The sequence below is a fragment of the Streptomyces sp. A0592 genome (assembly GCF_004795115.1).
Taxonomy (GTDB): Bacteria; Actinomycetota; Actinomycetes; order Streptomycetales; family Streptomycetaceae; genus Streptomyces; species Streptomyces erythrochromogenes.
The window spans coordinates 1-19,958 of sequence record NZ_SSBM01000053.1; the positions used below are offsets into that span (position 1 = coordinate 1).

20 protein-coding genes and 2 pseudogenes are annotated in these 19,958 nt (G+C 73.4%); 11 read left to right on the forward strand and 11 right to left on the reverse strand.

The window, feature by feature from the left end; genetic code table 11:
* The coding region (locus E6U81_RS36370) for a hypothetical protein (protein WP_136234283.1) at positions 1–335 on the reverse strand (335 nt) is incomplete at its 3' end.
* A gap of 72 nt (positions 336–407) precedes the next feature.
* The gene (locus tag E6U81_RS36375) at positions 408–1,271 is read right to left on the reverse strand and encodes an NlpC/P60 family protein (protein WP_136234284.1); all 864 of its coding nucleotides are present in this window, start codon (positions 1,269–1,271) and stop codon (positions 408–410) included.
* 348 nt (positions 1,272–1,619) lie between these two features.
* On the opposite strand from E6U81_RS36375, the gene E6U81_RS36380 reads away from it, so the two are divergent.
* Complete coding sequence (locus E6U81_RS36380) at positions 1,620–2,393, forward strand: rhomboid-like protein (protein ID WP_206310111.1); 774 nt, start codon at positions 1,620–1,622, stop codon at positions 2,391–2,393.
* Positions 2,394–2,401: 8 nt separating this feature from the next.
* On the opposite strand, the gene E6U81_RS36385 is transcribed toward E6U81_RS36380, so the two are convergent.
* Positions 2,402–4,474 (reverse strand): SpoIIE family protein phosphatase, encoded by a 2,073-nt coding sequence (locus E6U81_RS36385; protein ID WP_136234285.1) that lies wholly within the window; start codon positions 4,472–4,474, stop codon positions 2,402–2,404.
* A gap of 399 nt (positions 4,475–4,873) precedes the next feature.
* On the opposite strand from E6U81_RS36385, the gene E6U81_RS36390 reads away from it, so the two are divergent.
* Positions 4,874–5,500 carry an ATP-binding protein gene (locus tag E6U81_RS36390; RefSeq protein WP_136234286.1) on the forward strand — a complete coding sequence of 209 codons (627 nt, stop codon included), beginning with the start codon at positions 4,874–4,876 and terminating at the stop codon, positions 5,498–5,500.
* 28 nt (positions 5,501–5,528) lie between these two features.
* On the opposite strand, the gene msrA is transcribed toward E6U81_RS36390, so the two are convergent.
* Together msrA and E6U81_RS36400 are read right to left on the reverse strand one after the other, a co-directional pair.
* Positions 5,529–6,035 carry a peptide-methionine (S)-S-oxide reductase MsrA gene (gene msrA, locus E6U81_RS36395; protein WP_136234287.1) on the reverse strand — a complete coding sequence of 169 codons (507 nt, stop codon included), beginning with the start codon at positions 6,033–6,035 and terminating at the stop codon, positions 5,529–5,531.
* Between the two features lie 149 nt (positions 6,036–6,184).
* Positions 6,185–6,823: a TetR/AcrR family transcriptional regulator gene (locus tag E6U81_RS36400; protein ID WP_136234288.1), complete on the reverse strand. Its 639-nt coding sequence runs from the start codon at positions 6,821–6,823 to the stop codon at positions 6,185–6,187.
* Positions 6,824–6,994: 171 nt separating this feature from the next.
* Between E6U81_RS36400 and E6U81_RS36405 the strand changes: the two genes are divergently transcribed.
* From E6U81_RS36405 to E6U81_RS40275, 3 genes are all read left to right on the forward strand, one after another.
* Positions 6,995–8,446: an amidase gene (locus E6U81_RS36405; RefSeq protein ID WP_136234289.1), complete on the forward strand. Its 1,452-nt coding sequence runs from the start codon at positions 6,995–6,997 to the stop codon at positions 8,444–8,446.
* A 776-nt stretch (positions 8,447–9,222) separates the two neighbouring features.
* On the forward strand, positions 9,223–9,897 hold the full coding sequence (locus tag E6U81_RS36410) for a deoxynucleoside kinase (protein WP_136234290.1): 675 nt from the start codon (positions 9,223–9,225) through the stop codon (positions 9,895–9,897).
* A gap of 126 nt (positions 9,898–10,023) precedes the next feature.
* Positions 10,024–10,194: a hypothetical protein gene (locus E6U81_RS40275; RefSeq protein ID WP_168714843.1), complete on the forward strand. Its 171-nt coding sequence runs from the start codon at positions 10,024–10,026 to the stop codon at positions 10,192–10,194.
* Between the two features lie 191 nt (positions 10,195–10,385).
* Here the strand turns inward: E6U81_RS40275 and E6U81_RS41460 are convergent.
* Positions 10,386–10,577, reverse strand: a pseudogene (locus E6U81_RS41460) (hypothetical protein); the annotation flags it as partial.
* 154 nt (positions 10,578–10,731) lie between these two features.
* On the opposite strand from E6U81_RS41460, the gene eif5A reads away from it, so the two are divergent.
* The gene (eif5A, locus tag E6U81_RS36420; RefSeq protein WP_136234291.1) at positions 10,732–11,199 is read left to right on the forward strand and encodes a translation initiation factor IF-5A; all 468 of its coding nucleotides are present in this window, start codon (positions 10,732–10,734) and stop codon (positions 11,197–11,199) included.
* A 61-nt stretch (positions 11,200–11,260) separates the two neighbouring features.
* On the opposite strand, the gene E6U81_RS36425 is transcribed toward eif5A, so the two are convergent.
* Positions 11,261–12,748 carry a neuraminidase (sialidase) gene (locus tag E6U81_RS36425; RefSeq protein WP_136234292.1) on the reverse strand — a complete coding sequence of 496 codons (1,488 nt, stop codon included), beginning with the start codon at positions 12,746–12,748 and terminating at the stop codon, positions 11,261–11,263.
* 266 nt (positions 12,749–13,014) lie between these two features.
* Here E6U81_RS36425 and E6U81_RS36430 point away from each other — a divergent pair, with 266 nt between their 5' ends.
* Positions 13,015–14,010: a DUF4344 domain-containing metallopeptidase gene (locus E6U81_RS36430; protein ID WP_240804224.1), complete on the forward strand. Its 996-nt coding sequence runs from the start codon at positions 13,015–13,017 to the stop codon at positions 14,008–14,010.
* Positions 14,011–14,077: 67 nt separating this feature from the next.
* Here the strand turns inward: E6U81_RS36430 and E6U81_RS36435 are convergent, their stop codons facing one another.
* Entirely contained in the window at positions 14,078–14,698 is a 621-nt protein-coding gene (locus E6U81_RS36435; protein WP_240804225.1) for a TetR/AcrR family transcriptional regulator, read from the reverse strand.
* A gap of 101 nt (positions 14,699–14,799) precedes the next feature.
* Between E6U81_RS36435 and E6U81_RS36440 the strand changes: the two genes are divergently transcribed.
* Positions 14,800–15,192: a nuclear transport factor 2 family protein gene (locus E6U81_RS36440; protein ID WP_136234307.1), complete on the forward strand. Its 393-nt coding sequence runs from the start codon at positions 14,800–14,802 to the stop codon at positions 15,190–15,192.
* Between the two features lie 73 nt (positions 15,193–15,265).
* Positions 15,266–16,006: a ferritin-like domain-containing protein gene (locus E6U81_RS36445; RefSeq protein ID WP_206310112.1), complete on the forward strand. Its 741-nt coding sequence runs from the start codon at positions 15,266–15,268 to the stop codon at positions 16,004–16,006.
* Positions 16,007–16,042: 36 nt separating this feature from the next.
* Here E6U81_RS36445 and E6U81_RS36450 read toward each other — a convergent pair whose 3' ends face one another.
* Entirely contained in the window at positions 16,043–16,579 is a 537-nt protein-coding gene (locus E6U81_RS36450; protein WP_136234295.1) for a hypothetical protein, read from the reverse strand.
* A 108-nt stretch (positions 16,580–16,687) separates the two neighbouring features.
* Between E6U81_RS36450 and E6U81_RS36455 the strand changes: the two genes are divergently transcribed.
* Entirely contained in the window at positions 16,688–17,830 is a 1,143-nt protein-coding gene (locus E6U81_RS36455) for a PP2C family protein-serine/threonine phosphatase (protein ID WP_240804226.1), read from the forward strand.
* Between the two features lie 92 nt (positions 17,831–17,922).
* On the forward strand, positions 17,923–18,555 hold the full coding sequence (locus E6U81_RS36460; RefSeq protein WP_136234296.1) for an NAD(P)H-binding protein: 633 nt from the start codon (positions 17,923–17,925) through the stop codon (positions 18,553–18,555).
* 165 nt (positions 18,556–18,720) lie between these two features.
* On the opposite strand, the gene E6U81_RS36465 is transcribed toward E6U81_RS36460, so the two are convergent.
* On the reverse strand, positions 18,721–19,125 hold the full coding sequence (locus E6U81_RS36465) for a transglycosylase SLT domain-containing protein (RefSeq protein ID WP_240804227.1): 405 nt from the start codon (positions 19,123–19,125) through the stop codon (positions 18,721–18,723).
* A gap of 524 nt (positions 19,126–19,649) precedes the next feature.
* Positions 19,650–19,838 (reverse strand): annotated as a pseudogene (locus E6U81_RS36470) (MFS transporter); the annotation flags it as partial.
* Between the last annotated feature and the right edge of the window lie 120 nt (positions 19,839–19,958).

Genomic DNA, 19,958 nt, shown 5'->3' on the forward strand with positions numbered 1-19,958 from the left:
ACGGCGGCGACGTTGCCCCACTGGCCGTTGTCCAGCTGGGTCCAGTACCAGACGTTGTTGCCGCCGGCGTGCTGGTCACCGCGGCCCCAGCACTGGAACCAGCTGGGGCTGGTGTTCAGCGGTCCGCGCACCGCGGAGTTGTAGCGGCGGTGCTCGTAGCCCTTGGCGCCGACCCGGTTGCCGCACCACAGCCTGCCGTCGGCGCGCACCCCGCATTCGGCGGCCGCGCTCTTGCCGGTGGCGGGCGTGGCCGCGGCGGGCCCGGTCACGGTGGTCATGCCGGCCGCCAGTGCGGCGGCGGCGAGACCCAGGACGATCTTGTTGCGTGCGGACATGGTTCCTCCTCGAAGCGGCCCCCTCCGGGAGCCGGGTGATGGTGTGCGGTGGGTGGCGTGCGGTGTGCGTGGTCAGGGGCAGGTGCGTACGCCGTCCAGCCAGGCGGGGCCCTTGATGTAGATGTTGGTGATCCACGCCCCGTACTCGGGCAGGTAGGACCAGGCGTCGTTGGTGTAGCCCTCGGCGGTCACGGGTTCGGCGTGCTTCTGGCAGTCGATGCGCACCGTGGTGGGGCCGGGGAACTTGTGGACCCGCGGGCTGGTGGTGGACGGCTCCGTGTGGGTCCACACGTCCGTGCCCCAGGTGCTGAACGTGCCGGGTGCCTGCGCGGGCGGTGCGACGCGGACCGCGCCGGCGTAGTCGCCGCCGAGGCGTACGTCGCTGACGGTGATCCGGGTGCCCGATTCGCGGGCCTCGACCATCTTGCCCGCGCCCAGGTAGATCGCGATGTGGTGGACGGGGCCCGAGCCCCAGGCCAGCAGGTCCCCCGGGAGCAGGGGTGCGGTCCCCTGCCGGGCGGTGAAGCGCTGCTGCACGTGCGGCGAGTGGAACTGGTGGTGGGCGTTGCCGGTCAGCGGGTCGCCGCCGGCCGCGCGGTGGTAGGCGTGGCGGACCAGTCCCGAGCAGTCGAAGCCGAGGCGCTCGGGGTCGTGTGCGCTGTCGGGGTCGCTGGGGTCGACCTGGCCGTAGGTGGGGCCCGGTTGTGGTCCGTGGCCGCCGCCCCAGGTGTACCAGACGCCGATCTGTTCGCAGGCCGCTGCCACGGCCTTCTCGGCCACTGCGGAGGCGCCGGGGGCGAGTACACGGCACTCCCCCGCCGCCGCTGCCGTCGGTGCCGCGGCGGCGGTGGCCGCGCCGGCGCTGTGGGCTGCTGCCCCTGCGGTCAGGAGGGTGAGCGCCGTGGCCGCCGCCACCGCTGTCGTGCGCATCGCCATGTCCGGTCCCCCGTTTCCGCCGCGCGGTGTGCCGCGGGGCGTCGTGCTCGTCGTGGTGTCCCTGTCGGGCACTTCGAGACTGTTCCCCGGCGGCCGTGTGTGTCGAGGAGGCGCGGGTCGCCCACTGCAACGGGAAACGGGAAACTTCGGGGAAACCCCTTCTCACCTGGGCTTTTGAGTAGCCGTCAGTGGTGCTCCCGAGGGGCCCGCCCGCGTCGCTGCGGATCGGCCGGAACCCGGGCGCGGGAAACCGCATCACCTTGAGGGGGTGGCCGGGGACCGGCCGCGGCGAGGTGCCGGCCGAGGGGTCCCCCGCCTTCGACTCGACCGGACCGGAGAACGCCGCGGATGAACTCATCGCCACCGTCGGGGCCCCTCGGCAGAGCGCTCCGCGCCGTGCGGGGGTATCCGCGCCGTGCGCCGCTGACCCTCGCCTACGTCGGCCTGCTCCTGGCCGGCCACGCCTGGATCGGCTGGGTGTCCGCGGACCGGGCGGCCTCCGTGCTGGGGTACCTCAGCACCAACCCGGACAACCTGCGGGATCATCCGCTGCCGGCGCTGGTGGGCAGCGCGCTGTTCTTCGACGGGACGCTCACGGACGTCGCGTCGACGGACTTCGTGGGCACCCTGATCACCTTGGGTCTCGGGGTCTGCTGCTTCCTGGCGTGGGCGGAGTCGCGGTGGGGGAAGCGGCGCGCGGTGGCGGTGTTCCTCGGCGGGCATGTCGCGGCCACGCTGCTGACCGCCGCCGTCATCGGCGTCGGGCTGCGGTACGGCTGGTATCCGGCGGCGGTGCGGGGGGCCTTGGACTACGGGGTCAGTTACGGCGCGCAGACGGTGCTGGCGGTCGGCACGCTCGCGCTGCCGCGCCGGGGCCGCCTGCCCTGGGCGGTGTTCGTGCTCGGGTGGCCTCTGGGCGGGCTGGAGTGGAACGGGCCGCTGCCGGACTTCACCACGGTCGGCCATCTCCTGGCGGCGGTGCTCGGCTTCGGGCTGCTGGCCGTCCCGGCCTTCCGGCGGCAGCGGGTCCGCGCCGGCGGGCCGTCCTCCGCCGCGGCCGGAGCCGGAACCGGGGCTGGTGCTGGTGCCGGTGCTGGTGCCGGGGTGCCTCCCTCGGTCTGAATCCGCCGTCAGTCGGGGTGCAGTGCCTGTTCGGCCCAGATGGCTTTGCCGCGGCGGGCGGGGCGCACGCCCCAGTTCTCGGTGAGCTGGGAGGTGATGAACAGGCCTCGGCCGCCTTCGTCGGTGTAGTCGGCGTGGCGCAGTTGGGGAGAGGTGCTGTTGTCGTCGATGACTTCGCAGGTCAGTGTGTACTCGGTGCGGATCAGGCGGAGTTGGAAGGGGGTGGAGGTGTACCGGACGGCGTTGGTGGCGAGTTCGCTGGCGATCAGGGCGGTGCTGTCCCCCAGGTGGTGCAGGCCCCAGGCGTCGAGGGTGCGGCGGACGGCGCTGCGGGCGTCGGCGATGGTGGAGGCGTCGTTGGGCCAGGTCCATGCCGCGGCCCGGTCGGGGCCGAGGAGGCGGGTGCGGGCGAGGAGCAGGACCACGTCGTGGTCGGTGTCGCGCGGGGCCATGGCGTAGTGGACGGCGTCGCACCGGTCCTGCAGGGTGCCGGTGCCGGAGGCGAGGGCCCGGCCCAGCCGGCTCTGCTGTGCGGCCGTCGTGTCCTGACCGGCGGTGTCCAGGAGCCCGGTGTTGTAGAGGGCCAGGGTGGCGCCTTCGGGCAGTTGGAGCTCGGCGGCCTGGTACTGGCCGCTGCCGCGGCCGAGGATGGGCCCGGCGGGGATCTCGGCGAACGACACGGTGCCGTCGGGCCACAGGATGGCCGGCGGTGGGTGTCCGGAACTGGCCGCGGTGCAGCGGCCGGTGACGGGGTCGTAGACGGCGTACAGGCAGCTGACGGGCCGATGGGGTTCCTGCGGCGGGAGTTCGGCGCGGAAGCGGACGGTCAGCGCGTGGAGTCGTTCGAGGACTTCGTCGGGGGGCAGGTCCATCGCCGACAGGGCGGTGAGGGCGACCCGCAGCTCCCCCACGCGCGCGGCGGACTGCAGGCCCGGTGCGGGGATGTCGCCCACGGCGAGCGCGACGCGGGCACTGGAGAGGGGGATGACGTCGAACCAGTCGGCGCCGGGGCCGGTCGGGCGGTAGGTGTGGGCGGTGTCCACGGCGATGTGGGCGGCCACCTCGGGAGGGCGCAGGTCGAGCTGCAGGAGGCGGGCGACGGACCGTTCGCGGTTGTAGAGGCGGGCGTTGTCCAGGCACAGCGCGGTCCGGGCGGACAGGTCGGCGGCCAGGTCCAGGTCCTGGCGGTCGAAGGGGTCGGGGGTGTGCCAGCGCAGGAAGACGGCCAGTCCGAGGACGACGCCGCGGGCGGCCAGCGGGACCAGGAGCAGCGAGTGGACGCCGCTTGCGAGGAACCGGCGTCGGCGTTCGGGTTCGCGTGCCAGCCACGCCGGGTCGTGCTGGATGTCGGTCACCAGGCGGGGTCGCAGGTCGGCCAGGCAGGCGGTGTAGGGGGTGTTGCTGGCGAAGGCGCTGACTTCCCCGACCTGGTGGATCGCGATGTCCTCCCCGCCGGGCCGGGCGCTGTAGGCGGCTCGCCGTAGCGGCAGGCTGTCCAGGAGGGGTCCGGAGGGCGGGGCCTGACCGCGCAGTACCGAGTCCAGGACGTCCACGGCGACGCCGTCGGCGAGCGCGGGCACGGTCAGGTCGGCCAGTTCCTGGGCGGTGCGCAGGACGTCCAGGGTGGTGCCGATGCTGCCGGCCGCCTGGTGCAGCAGTGCCTGCCGGCTGCGGGCCCGGTGTTCTTCGGTGCCGTCGGTGACGGCGGCGGCGATGCCCAGGATCCGGCCCTCGGGGTCCTGCAGGCGGTGCAGGTCGAGGGAGAGGACGTGCGGCCGGTGCTCGGGGCCGGCGGTGCGGCCTTGCAGGAGTACGCCGAGCTGTGGGGTGCCGGTCTTCAGGACCTGGCCGAGCGCATCGCGCAGGCGGCCGGTTTCGGCGTCCGGGAGCAGGTCCCACAGGTAGCGGCCGGCCGGGGACTCGCCGGAGGGGCGGTGCGTGTCCTGCGCGGCCGTATTGGCGTACGTGACCCGCAGCTGGGTGTCCAGGAGGTACATCGGGGTCTGTGCCCGGGTGAACAGGGCGGCGAGGACGGCCTCGCCCAGGGGGGCTGCCCCGCTGTCCCACCGTCCCCATTCCATGTGTGTCGCTGCCCGTCCCTCGTCCGGGGATCTGGCGATCCGCTCCCTGCCGGTCGGAGCCGCTCGAGGGCTCTCCTCCCCTTCCGGGCTCGGCGGCAGGGGTGAGCGCTTCCTCTCCCGATCATCATCCTGTTGCCGGGCCTGCGCCACCCGCGGGCGGGGTCACGGGGTCCAGATGTCCGGGAAGGTGCTGTGGATGCAGGAAGCAGCCGGCCGTGACCGCGCCGGCGGCCAGGACCGACGTCGGCCGGAACATTGAGCCTGCGGGACTTCGCGAGGAAGCCCGCTCAGAGCTCGTACGGCGGTGCGGGCGGGCCGTCGCGGCGGCGGGGGGCGGAGAGGGGTCGTCAGCCGGAGGGCGGCCGCACGTGCTTCGGCGCCGGACGGGATACTTGCCCGATGGACGGATCGAGGGCTTCCTGGGCCAACACGACGCACGACTGGGCCGACGCCGTCGATGTGGAACATCTGGCGCACATCCGGTGCAGGCGCGCGGAGTTCGCTCCGGACGGGCCCTGGCACCTCGTCCTGGAGGTGCTCGCCTATGCCGCCGACGAGGCGTCGGGGCAGGGCGGGGGGCGCTGCGCCGTCGTCCTCCATCCCGACGGCTCCGTGTCCGTTCGTGATGACGGGCGGGGCACCGACACCCGGGTGGACGAGCACGGCCGGACGGTGAAGAAGCCGGTCATGGCCACGAAGGACCTGCGGTTCTTCGACTTGCCGCAGGCCGAGGCGCTGCCCGACGGCCGTCCTCGGCGCGGCATGTCCGTGGTCGCGGCGCTCAGCGAGTGGCTCGTCCACACCAACCGCCGCCGGAGCGGGGCCTGGACCCAGCGCTACGAACATGGTGTCCCCGTCACCGGCCTTGAGCCCGTCGAGGCCGACGGCACGACCGGCACGCTGGTCCGTTTCCGGCCGGACGAGTCGCTGGGTGCGGTGACCGCGCCGGCAGCCGTCGACGTTTCGCGCCTCGCCGCGGCCTGGCCGCATCTGGAGCTGCGGGTCGACGACCGGCGCGCCGGCTGACGGCTTCGCCGCCGGCCGGCGGCGATTCCTAGGCCCGCTTGGGGAGTTTCCAGTGGGGGCGGGGGAAGTGGCAGGTGTAGCCGTCGGGATAGCGGGCGAGGTAGTCCTGGTGCTCCGGTTCGGCTTCCCAGAACTCGTCGGCGGGGACCACCTCGGTCACGACGGTTCCGGGCCACAGGCCGGACACCTCCACGTCGGCGATGGTCTCCTGGGCGATGCGCCGCTGCTCTTCGTCCAGGTAGAAGACGGCGGAGCGGTAGCTGGTGCCGATGTCGTTGCCCTGGCGGTTCTTCGTGGTCGGGTCATGGATCTGGAAGAAGTACTCCAGGATGGTGCGGTAGTCGGTGGCGGCGGGATCGAAGACGATCTCGATCGACTCCGCATGGGTGCCGTGGTCGCGGTAGGTGGGGTGGGGGGTGCCGCCGCCGCTGTATCCGACCCTCGTGCTCAACACCCCGGGGAGCCTGCGGATGAGGTCCTGCATGCCCCAGAAACAGCCGCCGGCCAGCCATGCCTTCTGCTCGGTCCTGCTCATGACGGGTTGTCCTTTCGTTGTCTTCAGAGGACGCCATCAAACGTCACCTGCTGGAACGGTGCCCCGATGGCCGCACATTCCGGGGGCCGCCTGTCAGTGACATCCTCCCCGCCTTGGCGGGCGGGGTTTCCCGCTCGGCTGCCGGTGGTTCACCGGCCGGGCCTTCGGGTGGGTTCCGTGCGCGGGGCGGTCGCTCTGTCCAGGACGGCCGTGACCGCGGCCATGAGCCGGTCGCCGGCGCGGTCGACGCTGGCGTTCTGTGCGCTGATCTGGGCGCCCTCCAGGAGGAAGGTGATCTCCGCGGAGGCGTCGTCGGGTGCGTGTGCGCGGGCCCGTTCGCACATGGCGGTGAGGCGGCGGCGCTGGTCGGCCTTGTGGGTCTCGATCAGCCGGCGGGCCGGGTGGCCGGGGTCGGGCAGGCCGGCGATGGAGTTCACGAAGGGGCAGCCCCGCCGGGCGATGTCCGGGAGGCCTTCGGCGATGAAGCGTGCCACGCCCAGCACCTGGGCCCGGCCGTCGTCGGGGTGCTCGGCCTCCACCCGGTCGAAGGCGGCCCGGTAGCCCGCCGCGACGATCCTGAGCCACTCCTCGATGAGGGCGTCCTTGGTGGCGAAGTGGCGGTAGAGGGCCATCTTCGTGGTGTCGGCCCGTTCGGCGATGGCCTGGACGCCGACGGCTCTGACGCCCTCGCGGAGGAAGAGTTCCTCGGCGGCGTCGAGGATGCGTTCGCGCGGGGGGAGGCGGGCGACCCGCGAGTCCCGGCCCGGCCTGGGGGGGCTGCTCGTCATCGTGTGCCTCGCTTCGGATCGCGTGGGCCGGTGTCTTCCGGACCGGCCTGCCGGACCGGTCTGCCGGATCACCTTCCGGATGGCCCTTCGGATCATGCTACGTTACCGATCACCCCCAAGCGATACCGATCGGTATCGCACAGGACCGATCGGGAACGCAGGTGGAGCGCCGTGGAGCTGCACGAATACACCCAGTACGACGCCGTGGGACTGGCCGGGCTGGTGGCCCGGGGCGAGGTGACCGCGGCCGAGCTCACCGCCGCGGCCCAGGCGGCGACGGCCGCCGTGAACCCGCGGATCAACGCGGTGGTGGAGAGCTGGCCCGCCGAGGACGCCCCGGCCCCGGGCAGTACGCCGCTCGCGGGTGTGCCGTTCCTCATCAAGGACCTGGCCGTGTCCATGCGGGGCAAGCGCGTCGAGCTGGGCAGCCGGCTGGCCGCCGGCAACGTGGCCGGGCAGGACTCCTTCCTGATGCGGCGCCTGCGCCGGGCCGGCCTGGTGACGCTGGGCCGCACGGCCACGCCCGAATTCGCCTACAGCACCACCACCGAGCCGGTCCTGTACGGCGCCACCCGCAACCCCTGGGACCTCACCCGGACCCCCGGCGGCTCCAGCGGCGGGTCGGCCGCGGCCGTCGCCGCCGGCATCACCCCCCTCGCGCACGCCACCGACGCGGCCGGGTCGATCCGGGTGCCGGCCGCCAGTACGGGGCTGTTCGGCCTGAAGCCCACCCGCGGCCGCGTCTCCCTGGGCCCGGACGCCGACGAGGTCTTCAACGGCCTGGCCGTGCACGGCGGGCTCAGCCGGACCGTGCGCGACAGCGCGGCCCTCCTGGACCTGATCCAGGGCCCGGAGGCCGGCGACCCCTACTTCGCCGAGCGCCCGCACCGCCCGTACCTCGAAGAGATCACCCGGGACCCGGGGCGCCTGCGCGTCGGCCTGGTCACCACCCCCTGGAGCGGGCGGGAGGTGGAGCCGGCCGTGCGTGCGGCCACCCTGGCCGCGGCCCGGCTGCTGGAATCACTCGGCCACCGGGTCGAGGCCGCCTCGGTGGATCTCGGCGTGGACTGGGAGGAGTTCGTCCTGGCCAACGCCCGCCTGTGGTCCGCGAACCTGGTGCGGTGGATGGACGGCCTCGCCGCGGCGTCCGGCCGGCCCGTGGACGGGTCCACCGTCGAGCCCGAGATGCTCGCCAGCTACGCGTGGGGCCGCACGGTGAGCGGCCCGGATTTCGTGCACGCCCTCGAGGTGCGCAACCGGGTCGCCCGCGCGGTCGGCGCCCAGTTCGGGGCCCGGGACCTGCTGCTGACGCCCACCCTCCCGGAGATACCGGTGCCGCTGGGCACCTACGGCCGGGGCGCGGAGAACGCCGACGGGCTGGGCTGGCTGGAGCACCTCTTCCACCGCTCGCCGTTCACCGCCGCGTTCAACGTCGCCGGGACGCCCGCGATGTCGGTGCCGCTCGGCTGCGACCCGGCCACCGGCCTGCCGATCGGCGTCCAGTTCGCCGCCGGCTACGGACGCGAGGACCTGCTGTTCCGGCTCGCCGCGCAACTGGAGAAGGCCGCCCCCTGGGCGGACCGCAGGCCCGCGGTGTGGGCGGGCACGCCCCGGCCCGCCTGATGCCCCGCTCCCCCGCAGCCGGAGCGCACCCGCCCGTACGCCTCGTAGCCCTCGTACGCCCGTACCGACGGGAGCCCCGGCCGTACCTGTGCGGTGCCCGCCCGGGGAGGTACTGCACCGGGCCGCCGCGGGGGGGGGCCTCCGCCGTGATCCGCAGAACGAACCGCCGGACGAGTTCCCCAACGGGTTCACGACCGGTCACGAGCAGTTCGCGGACCAGGGCCTCCTGCCGTGCCCAAGCAGCTCCGCGACGGCCCGGGCGCACCGTCACACGTGCGGGCTCCGTGCGCTCGGGCGGGGCGGCGATCACCCCACGGTCCCCGTCCTCCCGGGCCGTGTGGTCGGCGAGTTCCCCGGCCAGCAGCCGGGCGGCGGTGTCCGTTCCTCGGCGGGGCCGCGCAGATGCCGTGCGTGAAGGAGATGGCCTCCTGTCCGGCTGCCGGGCCCGGTCCCGGGAGCGTGGCTCCGTCCGGGCCGGCGGGGGTGATCCGGGCGGTGCCGAAGGGCTGGTCGGGGCGGGTGAATCGTCATCTAAGATTCAAGCTGGCCGCGGGGCCGGGGCTCGTCGCAGTGTGCGGCGACCGCGGAAGGGCCAGGCCGGCCGGTCGATGAGAGCGGCCCGTGTCAGGGGTTCCGGTACCGGTCCGGACGGGGACCGTCTGACACTGATCATGAAGCTCCCGGGGAATCGCGTGCCGTCGGCGTGCGTCTCAGTGGTGTGAGATGCCCAGCCCGCACGCCCACGCACAGTGAAGACCGCCGGGGAGAAGTGAGGTATGGCAGTGATCTGCGTCGGAGGCATGATCGGGATCGGCAAGACGAGTGTGGCCGAACTGCTCGCCAAGGAACTGGGCAGCGACGTCTTCTACGAGAGCGTCGACGACAATCCGATCCTTCCGCTCTTCTACACGGCGAGCCCCGAGGAGATCCAGGCGAGGCGCTACCCCTTCCTGCTCCAGCTCTACTTCCTGCAGACCCGGTTCGCCTCGATCAAGGAGGCGTACAAGCAGGGCGACAACGTCCTGGACCGGTCCATCTACGAGGACTGGTACTTCGCCAAGGTCAACCACGACCTGGGCCGGATCAGCTCCCTCGAGATGCAGGTGTACGAGGGCCTGTTGGGCGAGATGATGCGCGAGATCGACGGCCTGCCGTACCGCAAGGCCCCCGACCTCATGGTCTACCTCAAGGCGGACTTCGAGACGGTGCTGCACCGGATCGGCCTGCGGGGCCGCGACTTCGAACAGGACGCGAGCCTCATCGAGTACTACCGCACCCTGTGGTCGGGCTACGACGACTGGGTGAACCTGCACTACTCGGCCAGTGAGGTCCTCGTCGTCGACATGAACCACACGGATGTCGTGCACAACCCCGACGACGCGGCCCGCGTGGTCCAGGAGGTCAGGGACGCCCTGGCCGCGGTCAGGCAGAACGCCGCGACCGGCCGCTGACCGGCAGGTCGTGGGCGCCTCCCCCGCGCGGGGGAGGCGCCCACGACCTTCGGACGATGCCCGGGCACCGGGCGGGTGGCGAGGATCGGGGCACCTGCCGTCACACGCCGGAATCGGAGCCCCACCGTGCTGAAGTGGACCCTGCGCGCCACCGCCGTCCTCGCCGTCGCCGCCGCGATCGCCGCCCCCGTCGCCGTGCCCGCACCCGAAGCGGCGCCCGCCGCATCGCTCACCGCCGCGAGCGGGACGAGGGAGTGGGGCCACCCCGTCGCCCTCCCGGCTCTGCGGAGCCGTTGACCGCCCGGTCCTGCGGCAAGTGCCGTGCTCGGAAACGGCCGCGCATGGCCCAGCACTTCGTCTTCCTCCTGGACCACACCGCCCCCGTCGCCCTCACGGAGGCGGCGGCCCGCGGCTCGGACGTGGCGGTGGCGCTCTCGGACGGCCGCCTGCCCGTCACCCTGACCGGGGACCGCCGCCTCGGAGCGGGGCCCGAGCGCGAGCGGTCCGGCTTCGCCGTCGAGGCTCACGTACACCACGGGGCGTTCCTCCCCGCCCTCGCCGACGAAGCAGAACGCGTCCCACGGGGCCGCCCGCGCGAACTGCTCCAGCCGGGCCCCGTCCTCCAGCAGGTGGGAGGCCGGGGCGGTCGCGTCGTGGTCCGCGACGCCGGCGAAGTACGCGTCGGTGGGGCGGGGTGCCGGGGGGCGCCGAGCGGGGGCGTGGCCGCGGTGTTGGGCCGTACGCGCGCCCCGTCGGGGAACGGTCGGTGCTTCGCGTGGCGGGAGGTGGTCTACTGCGGCTCGACCAGCGGAAACCTTCGCAACAGGAGGCAGCATGAGCGACGTGGACCTCGACTTCGAACCGTCCGCGGAAGCGAGTGGGAGCGACACGTTCCCGGTGCGGGCAGGGACCCTGCGCAGGAACGGCCATGTGCTCATGGACGGCTTTCCCTGCAGGCTCACCGACGTCTCGATCTCGAAGTCGGGTCAGCACGGCCGGACCGAGGTGAACCTCACGGGGATCGACGTCTTCACCGGCGACAGGCACGAGGACATGCACCCCTGCGCCCACGACGTGGAGGTACCGGTGGTCGTCCACACCGAGTACGTGCTGGCCGGTATCGACGACGGGTACCTCTCGCTCCTGGTCGGGTCCTCGGGAGAGACCAGGGACGGCGTCGCGCTGCCGGAGGGCGTACTCGGCCGGGCCATCGAGAGCGACTTCGCCGCCGGCCGGGATGTCCGCGTCGCCGTGACCCGCGCGATGGGCCGGGAAGCCGTCACCGGCCACCGAGCGGAGTAGAGCCCCGCGGCGGCCGGCTGCCGCAGGTGCGGGTGCGGCGGGGGCCGCGCCCGCCGCCCGGTCAGTGGGTGCGCAGGGTGGTGGTGTACACGTCCGTACGGTTGCGGGGTGCGTCGGAGTGGGTCTCGGTCAGGACCGCCCGCACTCCCTTGCCGTCCACGGCCAGGCCCTGGTAGTCGCCGAGGAAGTAGCCCCCGGCGTAGGGGGCCTGCAGCCAGTCGAAGACCCGTGAGATCCGGCGTTCGCTCTGCCGTTCCGGGTCGCCGTGCGGCAGTGTGGCCAGCTGGTGGGCGGTGGGCAGGGTGGTGGTGTCGCCGGGCCGCAGGAAGCGCAGGTCGTAGTAGGTGAGGGCGACGGTGCCCCGTTCGTCGACCGCGATCGACGGGGAGAAGGCCGGCACGCCCGGCGGGCTGATCAGCTCGGGGCTGCCCCAGGTGCGTCCGCCGTCGGTGGAGCGTACGAGCTGGACGGAGTCGAAGTCGCCGCCGGAGAAGTCCGAGCCTTCGTAGGCCATGTAGAGCGTTCCGGTCCTCGGGTCGACGGCCGGGCTGGGCAGGGTGGATCCGGCGCGCAGCGCCTTGGCGGGGTCGTTGGGGTGGACCTCCGGTACGGAGGTGTCCCGGGCGACGGTGGTCGGGGCGCTCCAGGTCCGGCCGGCGTCGGTGGAGGTGACCATCGCGTAGTGGGCTTCGGTGACGGTGCTCAGGTCGTCGGAGTAGGTGATCCGGTCGAAGAAGTCGTGGAGGGTGCCGGTGCGGGGGTCGACGACGATGACGTGGCCGATGGTCTGGGTGTTGGGCACGGCGGCGGTGTCGACGAACGGCCGGGCCTTGCTCCAGGTGCGGCCGCCGTCGCGGGTGAGGGAGATGTAGCCGGGGCCGTCGAGGGAGCTCGGGCCGGGCGGGTCGTTGTCCAGGCGGTTCCAGACCTGGTAGGCGGTGCCCTTGCGGAGCGGGTCGGCGGTGAGGGAGGGCTTGTCGTTGAAGAACGGCTGCTCGTCGACGTGCGTGGTGGTGAGGTGGTGCCAGGTGCGGCCGCCGTCGCGGGAGGTGGCGGCCAGGAGGGCGCTGCGGGTGCTCCGGGTGAAGTCGACGCCTTCCCCACTGGCGTAGACGGTGCCGTCGGGTCCGGTGCTCACCCAGGGGTCGGTGGCCCGTTCGTAGTCGGCGCCGCCCGGGGCGCAGAGGCTGAACGGCAGCGTGCTGCGGTGGAAGGTGCGGCCGTCCGTGGTCCAGGAGGCGACCAGGCCGCGGGCGGCGCCGTCGTTCCAGCGGTCCTGCTGGTACACGGTGACCACGCGCCGGGGGTCGTTGGGGTCGACGGACAGGTACGGCTCGACCTCGGTGCCCGGGTGGACGACGCTGTCGGGGGACCTGGCGCCGATGGTGCAGTCCGCGTACGGGTCGCCGTGGGACACCCTGACCAGGGGTGCGCCGTCGGGGCCGGGGCCGGGGTTGCGGTCTGCGGTCGCGGGGGTCGCGGCGGTGACCGTGGTGAGCAGGAGTGCGGCGGCGGTGGCGGCAGCGGCCAGGGGTGGGAAGGCGCGCATACGGGATCTCCTGCCGGCCGGGGCGGCCGTTCGGTGCGGGGGTGGGGTGGGGTGATGACTCGGCCTGGTGTTCTTCGGCGTTGCGGCCGGCGCTCTTGATGGGCCGAACGGCGTGCTCTTGCCCCGTGGTGTCGTCGAGGGGCACGGCGGGAGGCGTGGGGGCGGGCGCTCCCCCGAACGGGCGGCTCGACGGGCAGCTGCCTCCGGGCGGCCGGAGGATCGGTGCGGGGACATGCGACGGGGCGGATCACGGGAGCGGAGCTGGGATGCCGAACACCGCCGGTTGTTCGAGGAGGACGCGCGTCGTCGTGCTGTCGGGTGTGCTCGCCCTCGCCGGGGTGGTCGTGGCCGGGTGCGGCGGCGGGGCCCGTGGCGGCGGGCAGGTTCCGGGGGCGGGGCCGCATCCGCAGGCGGCGCGCTCGGGCCGGGTCAGCGTCGTCTACGAGACCGCCACGGTCGCACCGCAGGACCGGCAGGTCGTGGCGCTGATCCGGAAGTCCGGGGTGCTGGAGCGGTCGGCCGACTGGGTGAGCCGGACGCTCACCCTCCCGCACGACCTGGTCGTGAAGGTCACCGCCGACGTGCCGCGCGGCGTCACCGACGCCGTCACCCAGCCCGACGGCAGGACGATCTTCGTCCCGCCGCCGTTCCTGGCCGAGATCGAGAAGTCCTTCGCCGATGTCGTGAAGAGCGTCGAGCGGCCCGCGGCGTTGGCGGCGTCGCAGTACAACACCGATGTCCTGACGGTGCTGTCGACGGAGTTCATCTTCGGCCACGAGATGGGGCATGCGCTGCAGCGCCAGTTGCAGCTGGCCAACCTCGGCCTCGAGGAGGACGCCGCCGACGGCTTCGCGTCCTTCTACACCGTCAACGAGGTCGGGCCGGGGCCGTCGCTGGCCGCCGCGGTCCTCTTCGACGAGATCGCCCGCAAGGAAGGCACGCCGACCCTGGAGGCCATGTCGAGCGACCATCCCATCACCCAGCAGCGGGCCTACAACTTCCTGTGCTACCTGTACGGCAGCGACCCGAAGAAGTACCAGCGGTCCGTGGTCGACAGCGGTGATCTTCCCAAGACCCGGGCCCCTTTGTGCCCGCAGGCGTGGGCGATGCTGGACTACGGCTGGTGGACCCAGCTCCAGCCGCACTTCAGCCCGGGGTTCAAGGCCGAGGGTGACGGGGAGCAGAAGAAGGCGCGCGCGAGGCTGGTCGTGGAGACGCAGGCTCTGGCGGAGCGGATCGACGAGATCCGCAGCAGCCAGTGAGCCCGTCGGCCGCCGGCCGGCGGGCCGGCCCTGCGGGCGGGCGGGGGCCGGGCGGCGGGCCTCGTCCTCAGGCCGTTGCCGCCTCCCCGGCCTTGCCCGCCTTGCCCGCCTTGCCCGTGTCGCCGAGGAGTCGCTCCACGAGGAGTTGCGGGTAGCCGGTGGCCGGCGGGTCGATGCCGAAGATGGCCCGCAGGTAGAGCGGGGCGATGAGCTGGTCGAGGATCCGGTCGAGGGGCGGGGGGTCCTCGCCGCGGGCGGCGGCGCGCTCGCGGATGCGCTCGATCGCGTCGATGCGGCGGCCGAGCTGCAGGGCGCGGCCCTCCTGTGCCGCGGCGCCGGCCGGCATCGACAGGGCGACGGCGCGGATGAGGAGCCGGCCTTCGGGGGTGCGGATGGAGGCGACGCCGGCTTCGGCCCAGGCCGTCAGGTCGCCGCGCAGGGTGCCGGTGTCGGCCAGTGGCCAGTCCCGTTCGAGGCGGGTGACGACCACGTCGGCCAGGAGTGCCTCCCGGCTGCCCCAACGCCGGTAGACGCTGGTGTGGTTCACCCCGGCGCGCTGTGCGATCGCGGGGATGGTGAGGTCGCCGGCGTCGGGGTCGGACAGCAGGTCGACGACCGCCTGGTGGACGGCCTCGCGGACCTGTTCGGAGCTCTTGCGGATGCGTGGGGCGGGTGGTTTCGAGGTCACCCCCACATCGTAAGCACAACTATTTGCTTATTGGCGTCCGAGGGGTCTACAGTCCTGCCGTACGCACAGATCTGTGCTTAAGGAGCGCAAGCCTGATGAACATCGCCCGCACCGGAATCGAAGCCGCCCTCAACGACCTGCTGTTCAACCGCGACATCACCCCGGAGGAGGCCGCCGAGCGCCACTTCACCCCCGGATACCGCCAGCGCACGGACGGCGAGTGGGCCGACCGCGCCGAGTTCCTCGACCACATCGGCCACCTGCGCGGCATCGTCGCCGGCGGCACGGTCGAGGTCCACGACGAGCTGTACGACGGCGACAAGTACGCCGACCGGCACACCTGCCACATCACCAAGAACGACGGCACCACCGTCACCATGGAGGTCTACGTCTTCGCCGAACTCGCCGCGGACGGCCGCTTCCACCGCATCGAGGAGACCACCCTGATGCTCAGCGGCTCCGACGCGGACCGCAACATCGGCAGCGCCCGCTGAACCCGCCCCCTGTTACGCAGCCATGACACTCCAAAGCTTTTGAACATGCTCAACAGTCGCTAGATTCTTGAACATGATCAAAACTGGGTACGGGGCGTGGGTGCGCGAGTTCGAGTCCGAGCGGGAGCGCCGGGCGGTTGTGGGCGACCCCGACTGGGGCAAGGGCGCGCAGCTGACGGCCGAACTCGTCCGCAGCATCCAGAAGTTCCAGGTCGGCGAGGACGGCGACGGCTCCGCGCTCTGCGGCAAGGCCGATCTCGCGGGTGATCCGGTCTACTCCGAGGCGGTCCGGCTCTTTATCGCCGAGGAGCAGAACCATGCGCGGATGCTGGGGCTGCTGCTGGAGGCCGGCGGGGCCGGCACCCTGGACGGGCACTGGAGCGACGCGGCCTTCGTCCGGGTGCGGCGGCTGCTCGGGCTGCGGGTGGAGCTGCTGGTGCTGATGGTCGCCGAGGTGGTGGCCCTGGGGTACTACCGGGCCCTGCGCGACGGCGCCGGCGACCCGCTGGTCCGCGAGGTCGCGGGCCGGATCCTCGCGGACGAGGAGCGGCACGTCCCCTTCCACTGCCTGCGCCTGCGGGAGGGCCTCGCCGCAATGCCCCGGCCCGCCCGGCGGGTGGCGACGGCCGGGTGGCGCGGGCTGCTGGCCGGTGCCGCGGCGCTGGTCGCGGTGGACCACGGCCCGGCGCTGCGGGCCTGCGGGGTGGGCCGCGGTGCCTTCGTCGCCGAGGCCGTGCGCTCCTCCGGCCGGATGGCCCGCGCGATGGCGGCGGGCCCGGTCCCCGGGCCGGCGCAGGCGGGCGTGCGGGTGTGACCGGCGTTCCGTCCGCGGCGGCGCGGACGGAACGCCTCAGGAGGAAGCGGAGCCGGCGGGGGCGGCGGCGTCGTCGGGCGGGAGGTTGGGGACGTCGGCGCGGAAGAGGCTGACCAGCAGTCCGTACGGCTCGCCGCGCGCGGGGACCGTCGGGTGCGGCTCGTCGACCATCGTGCGCAGCCGCCTCTCCAGGGCCTGCGCCTCGGCATCGGTGAGCCAGAGGTGGCGCAGGACGGTGTGCGAGGCCTGGCCGGGCGGGCTCGGCAGCATCTCGCCGAGGGCTGCGTTGATCAGGAACTCCGGGCCGACCGCCGCGTCCTGGTGGAGTGTGAAGCCCTTGCTGACCAGGGCGAAGTACTGCTCGGTGCCGCCGCGTACCCGGCGGGTCTCGGCGAGGCGGACCAGGCCCGCCTCGCGCAGGACGTTGACCATGCGGTGACGCACCGGGTGGCCCAGGGCCTTGAACTGCTGCGGCGAGCGCAGCACGAGGTGGCCGTGCTCGTCGCGGAGCTGCTCGCCCCGTGGGGCGGGGTGGCCAACATGCCGCTGTCGGCGTAATCGGCGGTTCGGCATGGGTTCCTGATCACGCTGTGACGGTCGGTCACGCTCGTGTCAGGAGGCGCGTGTGCACAGGTCCCGTCGGTGGGCGGCGCCCCACCTCCCGGCGTCCCGGGGCGTGCGGTGAGCCCGGGGCGTGCGGACGCGCCGCTCGTGGTCGTCGCGGACCAGGACGGCTTCACACCCGCCGTGCCGCCCGACTGGATGAGGTGGCTGCCGTTCGCCTACGTCGCCTTCGTTCTCGTACTGGAGGCCACGCTCCAGCAGGAGTGGGCGGTGAGCTTCTTCCTGATCGCCCTGCCGCCCATCGCCGCGTACGCCTTCGGCCCGGTGGCCGTGGCCGCGTTCACCGTGTTCGCCATCCTCCTGGAGGGCTTCCTCGCCGGCGTCTCCTACCACCTGTGGGAGACCCACCACGTCACCGCCGACATCGCCACCGCCGTCGTCGGCATCCTCTCGACCGCGCTCGCCGCGCACCGCACCCGCCAGGAACGCAGCCTCGTCCACGCCAACTCGGTCGCCGAGGCCCTGATGCGGGCCCTGCTGCGGCCGGTGCCGCACCAGGTCGGGCACGTGCTGGCGGCCAGCCTGTACCGGCCGAGCGAGGCCGGGACCATGGTGGGCGGCGACCTGTTCGACATCCGCGCCACCCGGGGCGGGGAGCGCGCCATCATCGGCGATGTGCGTGGCAAGGGGCTCCAGGCCGTCCACACGGTCGCGGCCCTCCTCGGCAGCTTCCGCGAAGCGGCGTACGAGGCGCACGACCTGCCGTCGGTGGCCGCCCGGCTGGAGCGGCGGCTGGCCGCGGAGGCGCGGGAGACCCAGGACGAGGAGCTGTTCGCGACCGCCGTGCTCATCGAGTACGACAGCCTGTCCCACCGGGTGACGGTGACCAACCACGGGCACGTCGAGCCGGTCCTCATCTCCTGCGGCGAGGTGCGGGTCCTGAGCGGCCCGCCGGCGCTGCCGCTGGGCCTGGGCGGCCTGGCCGAGACCGGCGCGCCGGCGGTGTGGCACCACCGGTTCACCCGCGGCGACATCCTGCTGCTGGTCACGGACGGGCTGGTGGAGGCCCGTGACACCGACGGCGACTTCTACCCGCTGGTGAACCGGCTGCGCCACCGCTTCGCGGACCGCCCCGCCCCCGGGCCCGCCGACGTCATCAACTTCCTCAACTCCGACCTCCCCCGCCACACCCGCAACCTCCACGACGATGTCGCGATGCTCGCCATCGCCCCGCACGGCGCCGTCCGACCCGCGCAGTAGCACGCGCGGTCCTCGGGGGGCGGCGCGGCGGGCGGTGCGGGATTCTCGGAACGCGGTCCCGCTACCGCGCCGCGCGGCAAGGAGGCCTGATCATGCAACTCACCGTCCTCGGTGCCACGGGTCCCATCGGCCGGCAGGTGCTCCGGCAGGCCCTCGCGGCCGGGCACCGGGTCACCGTGCTGGTCCGCGACCCGGCCCGGCTGGCGGAGCGCGACGACGCGCGCGTCACCGTCGTCATCGGCGACGCCGCCAGCGCGGCGGACGTCGAGGAGGCGGCCCGGGGCAGCCAGGCCCTGATCTGCGCCCTGGGACCGGGCAAGGACTACCGCTCCGCTCTCGCCACCCGCACCGCCGGGCCCGTGCTGGAGGCGATGGCCGCGGCCGGTGTGACGCGTCTGGTCTGGCTCTCGGCGCTCGGCTCGGGCGGCACCGTCCGGCGCCAGTCCCTCTTCCAGGCCGGGGCGTCGAGGCTGGTGATGGGCACGCTCATGGCGGACAAGGGCATCGCCGACGAGACCATCGCCGGCAGCGACCGCGACTGGACGATCGCCCTGCCCGTGATGTTCGCCGACGGCCCGGCCACGGGCGCCTACGAGACGATCCCGCTGGACGGAACCCGGGGACGCGTCGGCGGGCGGATCAGCCGCGCCGATGTCGCGGACTTCCTCCTCACCGCCGCGACCGGCGGCCTGTGGGTCCGCCGACGCGTCGTCCTCACCCGCTGAGCGGCGTCACGGTTCGGACACCCGCGGCGCGGGCGAGCAGTGCGGGGCGGCTCGCCGGCGGGTCGGGCAGGGCGCGCGCCGGTCCGCGGCCGGGTATGCGAAAGACGCCCGGCCGGGAGGTCCCGGCCGGGCGTCTTTCGTGTGCGTCGGCTGCCCGCTGGTGGCTTAGTACCAGTGGTGGGTCTGCCAGAAGTTCCAGGCGCCCACGGGGCTGCCGTAGCGCTCGTTCATGTAGTCCAGGCCCCACTTGATCTGGGTGGCCGGGTTGGTCTTCCAGTCGGCGCCCGCGGAGGACATCTTCGAGGCCGGCAGGGCCTGGACCAGGCCGTACGCGCCGGAGGAGGCGTTCGTGGCGGTGTGGTTCCAGCCGCTCTCGCGGGAAACGATGTTGTTGAAGGCCGCGAACTGCGCCGGGTCCTTGATCATCTGCTGGGCGATCGCCTTGGCGCTCGTCGGGGCCGCCTGGGCGGGAACCGTGGCGAGCATGGAACCGGCGACACCGAGGGCGACGACGGTGCCCGCGAGGGCCTTCTTGGAGGCGGCGATGCGGCGGATGACGGAGTTGGACACGGAGATACCTTCCACAGGGGACAAGGGCGGTCGCGGCATGCCGGGGGCATGCGTGAGCCACTCACGCGGTGGAGAGGGGTTCGTCGGCGGCGGGGAGGACCCGTGCCGCCCGGCGACTCATCCAGTTCTACAGACGCCCCGACCCCCTGGCAACGACCGCCATTACTAGGGGGCTTCGCAGTCGGGGACCGCCGACCCTGCCGGGGCCGTGACGGTGTTCGTGCAGGTGGGAGCGGGAAGGGAGGGGCTGCAGCGGGGCCTTCGGGGGCTACTATCGCGCTTCGTGTGTGACGTGAGTCCTATGGGGCGGGTCACCAGCGGGGCGCCCGGATCTCACCGAATGTCACCGGACGTACCCCTTTGAGGAGCCGGGGCGGATGTCCGTATTGCGGTGGATTCGAAGGAAATGAGCAGCCTGGGGCTGTCTTCCCTGCCCGCCGCGGCGCGGGCCTGCGCCGCCGGGTACGGCACCGCCCCCGGGCGGCCGGGGGTGGTGCCGTACCCGCGCCGGCCCCGGGGGGCGGTCAGCGCATGCGGGGCAGGCGGAGGCCGAGCAGGACGGTCAGGGCGATCAGGGCGAGCTGGACCAGCAGGGTGGCCGCGGCCGCCCCGCGCAGGCCGGCCGCCGGGGCCAGGGCGAGGAAGAGGCTGCCGAGGGCGGCGACACCGAGGGCGAGGGCGGACTGCTGGGCGGTGACCATGACGCCGCTGCCCGGCGGCTGGAGGAGCCGGCCGGCGCGCGGGAAGGGATGCGGGACGGGGTTTCCGCGGAGGTGCGGGACGGGGTTTCCGCGGGGGCCTGAGGCTCCTGTCCGAGGGGGCGGGCGCGGAGG